The sequence below is a fragment of the Actinomadura rubrobrunea NBRC 15275 genome (genome assembly GCF_001552235.1).
Taxonomy (GTDB): domain Bacteria; phylum Actinomycetota; class Actinomycetes; order Streptosporangiales; family Streptosporangiaceae; genus Spirillospora; species Spirillospora viridilutea.
The window spans coordinates 14,201-27,034 of sequence record NZ_BCQU01000086.1 but is presented as its reverse complement, the minus strand read 5'-3'; the positions used below and the strand labels follow the sequence as shown (position 1 = coordinate 27,034).

Here is a 12,834-nt window from a genome sequence, read left to right as displayed (position 1 = left end):
CGTCTGCCCACCGCGCTTTCCACGAATCGCACCCGCATTCACCAGCGGAAATTCACGGTGCGAAACGAAGCCGCGACCCTTCGACCGCCTTTTCGGAACGATCCAAAATGGGCCCCGCGCATTCCCCGGATGATCTTTCCGCCGCCGGCCACTAGGATTGGCCGGCGCACAGAGAATCTCACGGTGATTCCGGCCGGACGCGCGAGGTGGCCGGGGGTCGAGGAGCGGAATGACCATGGCCCAGACGGCGGACCACCGGCCGGTGAGTCCCCTGATCGCGTCGTCCCGCGGCGGCCCGACGGTGTGGCGCGTGCTGCTCGGCGCCCAGCTGCGCCGGCTGCGCGAGGAGGCCGGCATCAGCCGCGACGACGCCGCGTACGCGATCCGCGCGTCGGTGTCGAAGATGTGCCGCCTGGAGCTCGGCCGCGTCGGCTTCAAGGAGCGCGACGTGGCGGACCTGCTCACCATGTACGGGGTGGTCGACGAGGACGAGCGGGCCGGGCTGATGACGCTGGTGCGGCGCGCCAACGAACCGCAGTGGTGGCAGCCGTACGGCGACATCATGCCGAGCTGGTTCGAGCAGTACGTCGGCCTGGAGGAGGCCGCGGTGCGGCTGCGCACGTACGCGACGCAGTTCGTGCCCGGCTTGCTGCAGACGGAGGACTACGCCTTCGCCGTGGCCCGGCTGCGTCATCCGCACGCCTCCACGCAGGAGCTGGAGCGCCGTGTGGAGCTGGAGATGACGCGGCAGCGGCTGCTGACCCGACCGGAGGCGCCCAAGCTGTGGACGGTGATCGACGAGGCGGCGCTGCGGCGGCGCCTCGGCGGCGCCGCGGTGCTGCGGGGCCAGCTGCGGCGCGTGCTGGAGGTGAGCGCGCTGCCGAACGTCACCGTGCAGATCCTGCCGTTCGACCGGGGCGTCGGCGCGCCCGGCGGCCCGTTCACGATCCTGCGCTTCCAGGAGCCCGACCTGCCCGACGTCGTGTACGTGGAGCAGCTCGACAGCGCGGCGTACCTGGACCGGCGCAGCGACCTGGACCTGTACGGCCGCACCATGGACACGCTGTGCGCTCAGGCGTGCGTGCCCGGGGAGACCCCCGCGTTCATCGAGCGCCTGCTCGCCGATCTCTGACCGCGGTCCGCCGTGCCCTCGGCCCGCGCCGGCCGGGACGGGCGCGGCCGCCGACGCTCGCGGATCCCCCCACAGAGACGATCTTCGCAGGTCACGCTCGGGTCGCATTCCGGGGGGCGCCTGTTGAGGTTAGGCAAGGCTAAGTTAAATTAGGTCGGCCTTAGTTTGAGCGAGCACGGCTCAGCGACCGACACGACCCACTTGGAGCCGACCATGAGAGCCATCCGTCTCCCCCATGGCGCGGCGGTGGCCGTCACCGCCGCCGTGGCCCTCGTCAGCGTTTCCGCCTGCGCCGACAAGGACGGCGGGGGCGGCGGCTCGGACGCGATTCAGGTGACGGCGAGCGACACCGAGTGCAAGGTGTCGCGCACCGAGTTCCCGGCCGGGCACGTCACGCTGGCGGTTCACAACACCGGGTCCAAGGTCACCGAGGTCTACATCTACGCGCCCGGCGACCGGATCGTCACCGAGCGGGAGAACATCGGGCCGGGCACCCGGGCCGAGATCACCGCGGAGGTGAAGGCCGGATCCTACGAGATCGCCTGCAAGCCCGGCATGCGGGGCGACGGCATCCGGCAGAAGGTGACGGCGACCGGTCAGGGCGCGCCGCGCCCGAACGATCCGCGCTTGGATCGTGCCATCGCCGAATACCGCAGGTACGTCCAGGAGCAGGCCGACGCCACGCTGCCCAAGGCCGAGAAGTTCGCCGCCGCCGTCAAGGCGGGCGACGTGGCGGAGGCCAAGAAGACCTACGCGGTGTCGCGGATCGGCTGGGAGCGCACCGAGCCGGTCGCCGAGTCGTTCGGCGACATCGACCCCAAGGTCGACGTGCGCGAGGACGGCCTCGAGCAGGGCCAGACCTGGACCGGCTGGCACCGCCTCGAGAAGGCGCTGTGGAAGGACGGGAAGATCGGCGAGGAGGAGAAGAAGCTCGCCGACCAGCTGATCGTCGACCTGAAGGACTGGCAGAAGCGCGTCGGCACCGCCGACATCACCGCGACCGGCATGGCCAACGGCGCCAAGGAGCTGCTGGACGAGGTCGCCACCGGCAAGGTCACCGGTGAGGAGGAGCGCTACAGCCACACCGACCTGGTGGACTTCCAGGCCAACGTGGAGGGCGCGCAGAAGGCCTACGAGCTGCTCAAGCCGGTGGTGTCGGAGAAGGACCCGGCGCTGGCCAAGGAGCTGGACGAGCGGTTCGCCGCCCTGTACGAGCTGCTGGACGAGCACCGCGACAAGGGCTCCCCCGACGGGTTCGTGTCCTACGACACCGTCGGCAAGGACGAGCGCAAGAAACTGTCGGACGGTGTCAACGCGCTGGCCGAGCCGCTGTCCAAGCTCGCCGCCGCCGTCGCGAAGTGAGGAGGCGGCTGCGATGAGCGCTGATTCCGCGACCGGTGCCGCGAAGGTCTCGCGGCGCAGGCTGCTCGGGTGGGGCGGCGCGGGCCTGGCGCTCGGCGTGGCCGCGACCGGCGGCGCCGCGGCGGCCGCGATCGGGGTGAGCGACGACCCCGAGCCGCGGCTCGGGGACGCGGTGCCGTTCTACGGGCCGCACCAGGCCGGCATCGCCACCCCCGTGCAGGACCGCCTGCACTTCGCCGCCTTCGACGTCACCACCGACGACCGCGACGCGCTGGTCGCCCTGCTCAAGGAGTGGACCCGGGCGGCGGCCCGGATGACCGCCGGGCGGCCGGTCGGCGAAGGCGCGGTGGGCGGGCTGCCCGAGGCCCCGCCGGACGACACCGGCGAGGCCCTCGGCCTCAAACCGTCCCGCCTCACCCTCACCGTCGGGTTCGGCCCGACCCTGTTCGCCAAGGACGGCGAGGACCGGTTCGGCCTGGCGGACCGCCGCCCGCCCGCGCTGATCGATCTGCCGGCCTTCCCCGGCGACGACCTGGACCCGGCGCGCAGCGGCGGCGACCTGTGCGTGCAGGCGTGCGCCGACGACCCGCAGGTGGCCGTGCACGCGATCCGCAACCTGGCGCGGATCGGCTTCGGCAAGGTGTCGGTGCGCTGGTCGCAGCTGGGGTTCGGCAAGACGTCGTCCACCACGCCGGAGGCGCAGACCCCGCGCAACCTGATGGGGTTCAAGGACGGCACCCGCAACATCTCCGGCACCGACACCGCGGCGCTGAACGAGCACGTGTGGGTGCAGCCGCAGGACGGCCCGCCGTGGATGGTCGGCGGCTCGTACCTGGTGGCGCGCCGGATCGCGATGAACATCGAGACCTGGGACCGCGCGCCGCTCAAGGAGCAGGAGGACATCTTCGGCCGCACCAAGGGCGAGGGGGCGCCCTACGGCAAGAAGCACGAGCACGACGAGCCGGACCTGAACGCCCTGCCCGCCGACTCGCATGTGCGGCTGGCCCATCCCGACAGCAACGGCGGCGCCCGGATCCTGCGCCGCGGCTATTCCTACACCGACGGCACCGACGGGCTGGGACGGCTGGACGCCGGGTTGTTCTTCCTGGCCTACCAGCGCGACATCCGCCGCGGCTTCCTGCCGCTGCAGACGCGCCTGGCGCGGAGTGACGCCCTCAACGAGTACATCCGCCATGTCGGCTCGGCGGTCTTCGCGATCCCGCCCGGGGTCCGGGACGCGGCCGACTGGTGGGGCAAGGAGCTGTTCGCCTGATGGTCGCCAACTATCTGATCGGGCTGCGCGAGGGCCTGGAGGCCAGCCTGATCGTGTGCATCCTGGTCGCCTACCTGGTCAAGACGGGCCGGCGGGACGCGCTGCGTCCCATCTGGACGGGCGTGGCGATCGCCGTCGGCATCGCGCTGGCGTTCGGCGCGGTGCTGCAGTACGGATCGACCACGCTGACGTTCGAGGCGCAGGAGTTCCTCGGCGGGACCCTGTCGATCATCGCGGTGGGGCTGGTCACCTGGATGGTGTTCTGGATGCGCCGCACCGCCCGGCACCTGAAGTCCGAGCTGCACGGCAAGCTGGACCAGGCGCTGGTCATGGGCACCGGCGCGCTGGTGCTGACGGCGTTCCTGGCGGTGGGCCGGGAGGGCCTGGAGACCGCGCTGTTCATCTGGTCGGCGGTCCAGGCCACCGGCGACGGGGCGCGGCCGCTGATCGGCGCGCTGCTCGGCCTGGCCACGGCCGTGGTGCTGGGCTGGCTGTTCTACCGCGGCGCCCTGAGGATCAACCTGGCCCGGTTCTTCACCTGGACGGGCGCGATGCTGGTGGTCGTGGCGGCCGGAGTGCTGGCCTACGGGTTCCACGACCTGCAGGAGGCGCGGTTCCTGCCGGGCCTGCACACGCGCGCGTTCGACGTCAGCGACGCGATCCCGCCGGGCAGCTGGTACGGCACGCTGCTCAAGGGCACGATCAACTTCCAGCCGGACCCGACCGTGCTGCAGGTCGTGGTGTGGCTGCTGTACCTGGTGCCGGTGCTGACGCTGTTCCTGCTGCCGGGCAGGTTCGGGCGGCGCGCCGACGCGCAGGCCGCCCCGGCGAAGACGGCCGAACGGTCGTCCTGATCAGCGCGCGTCCCGGACCCGGGCGAGCGACCGGCGGGCGGCGGCGACCACGGCGTCGACGGTGACCCCGAGTTCGGCCCGCACCCGCTCGCCCGGGCCGGACAGCCCGAACCGCTCCACCGACACCGCCTCGCCGTAGGTGCCGAGGTAGCGCCACCAGCCCTGGGCCACGCCCGCCTCGACGGCGACCCGCGCGAGCACGTCCGGCGGCAGGACCGCGTCGCGGTAGGCCGCGTCCTGCTCGGCGAACCACTCCAGGCAGGGCATGGACACCACGCGGACGCCGATCCCGTCGGCGGCCAGCCGGTCGCGGGCCTCGACCGCCAGCGCCGCCTCCGAGCCGGTCGCGATGATCAGCACGTCGGGCGGCGACGACGGCGCGTCCGCGAGCACGTAGCCGCCGCGCGCCACGTCCGCGGCGATGTCGGGCGCCGCGCCGCGTCCGCCGCGGTCGAGGGCGGGCGCGGGCCGGCGGCCGAGGGCGAACGCCACCGGCCGGTCCGCCCGCTCCAGGACGCGCCGCCAGGCGGCGACCGTCTCGGCCGCGTCGGCGGGCCGGACCACGTCCAGCCCCGGCACCGCGCGCAGCCCCCACAGCTGCTCGACGGGCTGGTGGGTGGGGCCGTCCTCGCCGACCGTCACCGAGTCGTGGGTGAACGCCAGCACGACCGGCAGCCGCATCATCGCCGCCAGCCGCAGCGCGGGCCGCAGGTAGTCGGAGAACGCCAGGTAGGTGGTGCCGAACGGGCGGAACCCGCCGTGCAGGGCGATGCCGTTGAGGATCGCGGCCATGGCGTGTTCGCGGACGCCGAAGTGCAGCGTCGTCCCTGCGGGGTCGGCGGCGGAGAACGCGCGGCGGCCGGGGAAGGCGACGTTCGTGGACTGCGACAGGTCGGCCGAGCCGCCCCAGATCTCGGGCAGGTGTTCGGTGAGGGCGGCCAGCACGGCCCCGTTCACCGCGCGCGTCGGCCGCGCGCCGTCGGCGTCCGGTTCCGGCAGCAGGTCCCGCCAGTTCGGGGCGAGCGCGCCGGCGGCCAGCCGCTCGTCCAGGTCCGCCAGCTCGGGGGGCGCGGCGGCGCGCCAGGCGGCGTGCGCCTTGTCCCAGTCGGCGTGCAGGCGGGCGCCGCGCTCCAGCGCGGCCCGCGTGTGCTCGAGGACGCGCTCGGGGACGGCGAAGGAGGCGTGCGGGTCCATGCCGAGGAGCCGTTTGACCTCGGCGGTCTCCTCGGCGCCGAACGGCCCGGCGTGCGCGGCGGCGGTCCCGCCCCGGCGCGGCGCCGGGGCGCCGATCACCGTGCGGACGGCCACCAGGGACGGGCGGTCGCGTTCGTCCCGCGCCGCCGCCAGCGCGGACCGCAGCGCGTCCAGGTCGTCGCCGTCGTCCACGACCTGGACGTGCCAGCCGTAGGCGCGGTAGCGGGCCGGGACGTCCTCGGTGAACGACAGCGACGTGGGCCCGTCGATGCTGATGCCGTTGTCGTCGTACACCACGACCAGCTCGCCAAGGCCCAGCGTGCCCGCCAGCGAGGACGCCTCCGCGCTGACGCCCTCCTGCAGGTCGCCGTCCCCTGCCACGCACCACACCGTCCGGTCGGCGAACGGGGCGTCGGCCCGCAGCAGGGCGCGCTCGTGGCGCAGCGCCATCGCCATGCCGACCGCCGTCGCCACGCCCTGGCCGAGCGGCCCGGTGGTCATCTCGACGCCCGGCGTGTGGCCGTACTCGGGGTGGCCGGGGGTGCGGGACCCGAACGCGCGGGTCCGGCGCAGGTCGTCGAGGGTGAGGCCGTAGCCGGTCAGGTAGAGCTGGATGTACAGGAGCAGGCTCGCGTGGCCGGCCGACAGCACGAACCGGTCGCGTCCGCGCCAGCCTGGGTCGGCGGGGTCGTGCCGCATCAGCTCCTGGAAGAGCACGTGCGCGACGGGCGCGAGCGCCATCGCGGTGCCCGCGTGGCCGTTGCCCTTGGCCTCCACGACGTCCAGCGCCAGCACCCGCGCCACGTCGACCGCCGCCCGGTCCAGGTCCTCCGCCATCTGCCCTCCCAGGACGCTTCTGCCTGAAACTAGACGAACTTCTGATCGTTGACCAACAAAAGTACCCTGGACGCGTGGTCAAGAAGCGAGCGGCGGCGCCGCGCGCCGGCGCCGGGACGTTGCTGGCCCTCATCCGCAGCGGCCAGGCGAGCACCCGGGCGGACCTCGTCCGGCTGTCCGGGTTCGCCCGTTCGACCGTGGCGCAGCGGCTGGACGCCCTGCTGCGGGCCGGACTGATCGTCCCCGCCGGGGACGGCGGCTCCACCGGCGGGCGCCCGCCGGAGACCTTCGTGTTCAACCGGTACGCCGGGGTGCTGCTCGGCGCCGACATCGGCGGCAGCCACACCCGCGTCGCCGTCACCGACCTGGGCGGGCACGTGCTCGCCGAGACCGAGGCCGACCTGGACGTCGCCGACGGCCCCGACGCGGTGCTGGGCTGGGTGACCGACGCGTTCGGCCGGCTGCTGGAGCGCGTCGGCCGCGCCCCGGCCGACGTGCACGGGATCGGCGTCGGCGTGCCGGGCCCGGTGGACACCGCCACCGGGCTGCTGGTCAGCCCGCCGATCATGCCGGACTGGGACGGGGTGTCGGTGCCCGAGCGCCTGTCGCGCGCCCTGTCGCCCGGCGTCCCCAAGGACGTCCCGGTGGTCGTCGACCGGGACGTCAACATCATGGCGCTGGGCGAGCAGAAGGCGGGCGGCCACGACCACCCCGACATGGTGGTCGTCAAGATCGGCATCGGCATCGGCGCCGGGCTGATCGTCGGCGGCCGGGTCTACCGGGGCGCGCAGGGCGCCGCCGGGGACCTCGGCCACCTGCGCCGCGGCACCGACGAGCCGTGCCGCTGCGGCAACCGCGGCTGCCTGGAGGCCACCGCGGGCGGCTGGGCGATCCGCCGCCGCCTGCTGGAACGCGGCTACGACGTGCGCACCAGCCAGGACATCGCGCGGCTGGCGCGGCGCGGCGACCACGAGACCGTCCGGCTGGTGCGCCAGGCGGGACGGCTGATCGGCGAGGCGCTGGCGGACGTGGTGGGGCTGTTCAACCCGTCCCACATCGTCGTCGGCGGCAACCTGGCCGAGGCGCGCGAGCCGCTGCTGGCCGGCATCCGCGAGGTGGTCTACGAGCGGGCGCAGGTGCTCGCCTCGCGCGACCTGCAGATCGTTCCGTCCACGCTCGGTCACCGGGCGGGCACGATCGGCGCCGCGCTGCTGGTGCACGAGCACCTGTACGACCCCGACCGGATCAACGCCGCCCTCGGCTGACCGAACCTCCTTCCCGGTGTGCGGACCGCTTGACCATGCGGTGCGACCGCATACCCTCGTCCGTTGCGTCTGCCGCCTGACCTGCGGGTTCGCGGGCGGCGGGGCGGGAGGCCGCGCATCGTGGCGGGCGCCGGCCGCGGCGCGGCGCTTTTGACGGTCTACCCTCCGGCTTTGGCATCGTTCTGGACATAAGTGGGTCTTTGGCTGTTGAATGCGCCCAAGGAGGAACCGGACATGACGGCTAACTCGCAACAGATCGCCCTACTGGACGCGCTGCCCGAGACGGCCGTGGCGGTCGGGGTGCGGGCCGCGGACTGGCGTGAGGCGATCACCGCGTCCGGCGACCTCCTCGTGGCGTCCGGCGCGACCACCGACGCCTACACCGCCGAGATGATCGACACCGTCGAGCGCCTCGGCCCCTACATCGTGCTGGCCCCGGGGCTGGCGCTGGCGCACTCGCGCCCGTCGCCGTCGGTGCTGCGCACGGGACTGTCCTGGGCGGCGCTGGCCGCGCCGGTGCCGTTCGGCCACGAGGCCAACGACCCGGTCCGGCTGGTCATCGGCCTGGCCGCGGTCGACCACGACGCGCACTCGGGCGCCCTGGCCAAGCTCGCCCGCATGCTGGCCGACACCGACCGGATGCGGGCCCTGCAGGACGCCACCTCCGCCGCCGAGGTCAGGCGGCTCATCTCCGAGTACGAAGGAGGCCTGCAGTGAAGCTGCTCGCCGTCTGCGGCATGGGCATCGGCACGAGCATCATCCTCAAGACCAACGCCGAGCAGGCGTTGCGGAACCTGGGCGTGGACGGCGAGGTGGAGGTGGCCGACATCGGCACCGCGCGCGGCGCCGCGGTCACCGCCGACGTGGTGCTGACGTCCGCGGAGCTGGCCGCCGAGCTCGGCGAGGTCGACGCCGAGGTGGTCGTGGTGGACAACTTCGTGGACGTGGACGAGATCACCGGCAAGCTGTCGGCCGCCGTCCGGGCGCGCGGCTGAGCGGCGGGGGCCTGCCATGGACTGGGTCGTCGACGTCGCGCAGTTCGTCGTCAACGAGATCCTCAGCGTCCCCGCCTACCTGGTCGGGATCATCACCGCGGTCGGGCTGCTGGCGCTGCGCCGCTCCGCCGGGCAGGTCGTCGGCGGCGGCCTGAAGGCAGCGCTGGGCTTCCTGCTCATCGGCGCGGGCGCCACGCTGGTCAGCAACGCCCTGGAGCCGCTCGGCACGATGATCCAGGGCACCACCGGCGCGCACGGCGTGGTGCCGACCAACGAGGCCATCGTGGGCATCGCCCAGGACCGGTTCGGCGCCCAGGTGGCGTGGATCATGATCCTGGGGTTCGCGCTGGCGCTGGTGCTGGCCCGGATCACCCCGCTGCGGTACGTGTTCCTCACCGGCCACCACATGCTGTTCATGGCCACGCTGCTGACCATGGTGCTGGCCACGACGGACATGCCGACGTTCGAGGTGGTCGCCGTTGGAACGGTCCTGATGGGCGTCATGCTGGTGGTCATGCCGGCGCTGGCCCAGCCGTGGACCCGCCGGGTGGGCGGCGACGGCAAGATCGCCGTCGGCCACTTCGGCACCCTCGGCTACATCGCCGCGGGCGTCACCGGCCAGCTCGTCGGCCGCCGCAGCCGCAGCACCGAGGAGATGAAGATCCCCGAGGGGCTGCGGTTCCTGCGCGACTCCATGGTGGCCACCGCGCTGTCCATGGTGCTCATCTACGTGGCGGTGGCGCTGATCTACCTGGGCCGCGCGGGCCGGGACGAGGCGTTCGCCGCGTTCGGCGACCGCTCCGCCGGCGTCGGCGACTACCTCATGCAGGCGGTCATGCAGGGCCTGCAGTTCGGCATCGCCGTCGCGGTCATCCTGTTCGGCGTGCGGACCATCCTGGGCGAGCTGGTGCCCGCCTTCAAGGGCATCGCCGAGCGGGTCGTGCCGGGCGCGGTGCCCGCGCTGGACGCGCCGATCGTGTTCCCGTTCGCGCAGAACGCCGTGCTCATCGGCTTCCTGTCCAGCTTCGTGGGCGGCCTGGTCAGCCTGGGCCTGCTGGCCTGGGTGTTCGACCCGGCGTTCGGCATGGCGCTGATCCTGCCCGGCCTGGTGCCGCACTTCTTCACCGGCGGCACGGCCGGGGTGTTCGGCAACGCGACCGGCGGGCGGCGCGGCGCGATCGCGGGCGCGTTCGTCAACGGCGTGATCATCACGTTCCTGCCCGCGCTGCTGCTGGACGTGCTCGGCTCGTTCGGCCAGGCCAACACCACGTTCGGCGACGCCGACTTCGGCTGGTTCGGGATCGTCACCGGCTACGCGGTCAAGGCCGGGCCGGTCGGCGGTCTGCTGCTGCTCGTGGTGGTCGTGGCGGCCCTGCTGGCGCTGGCGATCTGGGTGCAGAAGCGGGTGGTGCTGGCCGGCTGGGACCCCGGCGCCCGCCGCGACGCCGCCCTCGCCGCCGCGAAGGAGAAGGCCGACACCGCGCCCGACGCCTCGAGCAAGCCCGCGTCCAGGGAGAAGCACACGTCCAAGGACTGACGACCTGATCCGACCGTTCCGCCGCGTCCCCTGTGGAGGGGGCGCGGCGGATTCGTATGCGTGGGTCAGGGCGTCAGCACGATCCTGCTGAACACCTCGCCGGCGTCCATCTCCACGTGCACCGCCTTCACGTGCACCGCGTCCCCGGACCACGCACCGCTGCCCCCGATGGGGTCCGCGCCTCACCAGGGCGTCCGCCGCGGCGCCCGGCGGCTCACCGCCCGACGATCAAAGAGCGCCCGGCCGCGCGCGCCCGATCAGCGATCACTGTGACGTCCTCCGACTGCGGCCCGGGCTCCCACTCCCCCGCACCCCAGAAGACCTGATTCCCACGCGGCGGACCGTTCGCGCGCCGGTCGGCGTGTCGCTCCTGCTCGCGCTCGTCGCCATGGCGCCGCGCGCCGACGCGTCCGGGGCGGTCGTGCACGGCCATGCGCGTCAGCCGGAGACGGTCGCGGCATCTGCCGAAGGCCGTGCCGGCTTCGCCGCGACTGCTGCCAAAGGCCGCCGCCGACCGGACGGGCGCAACCGCCTACCGGACCAAGCCAAAACCAATGCCCGTCGAAGCCTTCGAAAAGCGTGCCGCCGGAGGCGCGACACCCCCGTAAACGAAAGACAGAGTAGGGCCGCCGAATGCGGAATCCCGCGCCTCCTTCCGGCGGCACGATCCCCTGGGAGCCTCAGTGAAGCAACGATCCGAGCATGACCGGCGCACGGTGCCGCGCGGGTTCGGCGTCGGCGCCGCCGCCCTGGCCGCCGTGCTGCTCGCGGGCGGGTGCGCCGACGGCGGGCGCGCGGGCGGCGACGCGGCCGGGGGCCGCTCGACCGCCGCGCTCGCCCGGCTGCCGCAGGCCACCACGTCCACCACGGTCGCCGGCCTGCCCGAGGACACCGCGCCGTTCGCGACGAGCGACGGAACCGTGGTGCACCCCAGGCAGCCCGTCCCCGTGTCGGCCCGGCCGGACGGCGAACCCGTCGCGATGCTGCCCGACAAGCAGCTCGGCGGCCCCACCTGGGTGCCCGTCGTGGAGAGCAGGCCGGGCTGGCGTCGCGTGCTGCTGCCGAACCGTCCCAACCGCGCCACCGGCTGGATCGCCGACCGCCCCGGCGTGTTGGACGTCGCGCGCAGCACCCAGGTCGTCCGGGTCGACCTCGGCGACCGCAGGCTCACCATCGAGGACTCGGGCCGCAAGGTCGGCTCGTGGACGGTGGCGGTCGGCGCGCCCAAGACGCCGACGCCGACCGGCCGCACGTTCATCCTCGCGTCGCTCAAGCCCACCGAGCCCACCCACAGCCCGCTCATCCTGCCCGTCGGCGCCCACTCCGAGACGCTCGACACCTACGGCGGCGGGCCCGGCACGGTGGCGTTCCACACCTGGCCGGACGCGTCGGTGTTCGGCAAGGCGGTCACCCACGGCTGCGTCCGGGTTCCTCGTGACGCGCTGGCCCGACTGGCGAAGGTTCCGCTCGGCAGTCCCGTCATCGTCACCGCCTGACATCCGTGTCCATCGAGCCGATCCATCGATCCGATCCATCGATCCGATCCATCGATTCACACCATCGATTCAAGGAGAGAACTGTGCGTTTGCAGCAGCTGACCAGGTTCGCAGCCGCCACCGGCGCGGTCGCCGCGGCGCTCGCCGCGCCCGCCGCGACCGCCGACGCCGACACCCGGGGAGGCGGTGCGGCGTTCGGTGTCCGCGCCATCGGACCGGTGGACGTCCCGGCGGTTCCCTCGGTGTCCTCCAGGGGGCGGGAGGCCAACGAGCACCTCGCCGAACTGCCCGGCAACTCCCTGCTCAAGGCGACCGGCCTGAAGACCGCCGCCGGGGCCGAGGGCGGCCGGGCCTCGCTGTCCAACGTGGAGTCGCCGCGGCTGCGCCTGAAGGCGGGCGCGATCACCGCCACGTGCGAGAACGGCGCGGGCAAGTCGCGCCTGGCCGACGCGACGCTGGCCGGCCGCCCCCTCGTGGCCGAGGCGCGGCCCAACACCACGATGACCGTTCCGGTGCCCGGGCTCGGCAAGGCCCGCGTCACGCTGAACAAGCAGACCCGGGACGAGCAGGGCAGGCTGCGCGTGACCGCGCTGGAGGCGGCCGTGCCGCTCGGCGGTGAGCGGACGCAGCGGCTCAGCCTCGCGTCCGTGCGGTGCGCGGCCGTGCCCACCCGGCCGCAGGACCAGAACTCGCCGTCCACCGGAGGCACGGCGGCTCCGGGAACGGGGGCGACGGCTCGCCCGGGTACGCCGGCGCACCCCGGCACGGCGGCGAACCCGGGCACGGCGGCGAACCCGGGGGCGGTGCCGCAGGCGCCCGCTCCCCGGCCCGTCGCCGGTGACCTCCCGGTGACCGGCTGACGCCGCACGTCCAGGCAGGGCCCGCGCAC

11 protein-coding genes are annotated in these 12,834 nt (G+C 73.7%); 10 read left to right on the top strand and 1 reads right to left on the bottom strand.

Translation table 11 applies throughout. The features are described from left to right. Positions 1 to 229 precede the first annotated feature (229 nt). From AR3_RS22920 to efeU, 4 genes are all read left to right on the top strand, one after another. Positions 230 to 1,132, top strand: coding sequence for a Sco1979 family transcriptional regulator (locus AR3_RS22920; RefSeq protein ID WP_067916682.1), 903 nt, complete (start codon positions 230 to 232; stop codon positions 1,130 to 1,132). 213 nt (positions 1,133 to 1,345) lie between these two features. Further along, a complete protein-coding gene (gene efeO, locus AR3_RS22915) occupies positions 1,346 to 2,494 on the top strand; it encodes an iron uptake system protein EfeO (RefSeq protein WP_067916680.1) in 1,149 nt (382 codons plus the stop codon). Positions 2,495 to 2,507: 13 nt separating this feature from the next. Continuing rightward, the gene (gene efeB / locus AR3_RS22910) at positions 2,508 to 3,767 is read left to right on the top strand and encodes an iron uptake transporter deferrochelatase/peroxidase subunit (protein WP_067916678.1); all 1,260 of its coding nucleotides are present in this window, start codon (positions 2,508 to 2,510) and stop codon (positions 3,765 to 3,767) included. Next, positions 3,767 to 4,621: an iron uptake transporter permease EfeU gene (gene efeU, locus AR3_RS22905; RefSeq protein ID WP_067916676.1), complete on the top strand. Its 855-nt coding sequence runs from the start codon at positions 3,767 to 3,769 to the stop codon at positions 4,619 to 4,621. The genes efeB and efeU overlap by 1 nt, the downstream gene beginning before the upstream one ends. On the opposite strand, the gene tkt is transcribed toward efeU, so the two are convergent. After that, positions 4,622 to 6,652 (bottom strand): transketolase, encoded by a 2,031-nt coding sequence (tkt, locus tag AR3_RS22900; RefSeq protein WP_067916673.1) that lies wholly within the window; start codon positions 6,650 to 6,652, stop codon positions 4,622 to 4,624. It abuts the gene before it with no gap. A 74-nt stretch (positions 6,653 to 6,726) separates the two neighbouring features. Here tkt and AR3_RS22895 point away from each other — a divergent pair, with 74 nt between their 5' ends. The 6 genes from AR3_RS22895 to AR3_RS22865 all read left to right on the top strand — a co-directional run bounded on the left by AR3_RS22895 (position 6,727) and on the right by AR3_RS22865 (position 12,805). Beyond that, entirely contained in the window at positions 6,727 to 7,917 is a 1,191-nt protein-coding gene (locus AR3_RS22895) for an ROK family protein (protein ID WP_067916671.1), read from the top strand. Positions 7,918 to 8,151: 234 nt separating this feature from the next. After that, positions 8,152 to 8,634, top strand: coding sequence for a PTS sugar transporter subunit IIA (locus AR3_RS22890; protein WP_067916669.1), 483 nt, complete (start codon positions 8,152 to 8,154; stop codon positions 8,632 to 8,634). Beyond that, on the top strand, positions 8,631 to 8,912 hold the full coding sequence (locus AR3_RS22885; protein WP_067916667.1) for a PTS sugar transporter subunit IIB: 282 nt from the start codon (positions 8,631 to 8,633) through the stop codon (positions 8,910 to 8,912). Before AR3_RS22890 ends, AR3_RS22885 begins: the two co-directional genes overlap by 4 nt. A gap of 16 nt (positions 8,913 to 8,928) precedes the next feature. Further along, positions 8,929 to 10,449, top strand: coding sequence for a PTS ascorbate transporter subunit IIC (locus AR3_RS22880; RefSeq protein ID WP_067916665.1), 1,521 nt, complete (start codon positions 8,929 to 8,931; stop codon positions 10,447 to 10,449). A gap of 683 nt (positions 10,450 to 11,132) precedes the next feature. Next, on the top strand, positions 11,133 to 11,945 hold the full coding sequence (locus AR3_RS22870; RefSeq protein WP_067916661.1) for a protein-sorting L,D-transpeptidase LdtCP: 813 nt from the start codon (positions 11,133 to 11,135) through the stop codon (positions 11,943 to 11,945). Between the two features lie 83 nt (positions 11,946 to 12,028). Beyond that, the gene (locus tag AR3_RS22865) at positions 12,029 to 12,805 is read left to right on the top strand and encodes a choice-of-anchor P domain-containing protein (RefSeq protein WP_157406746.1); all 777 of its coding nucleotides are present in this window, start codon (positions 12,029 to 12,031) and stop codon (positions 12,803 to 12,805) included. Positions 12,806 to 12,834 lie beyond the last annotated feature (29 nt).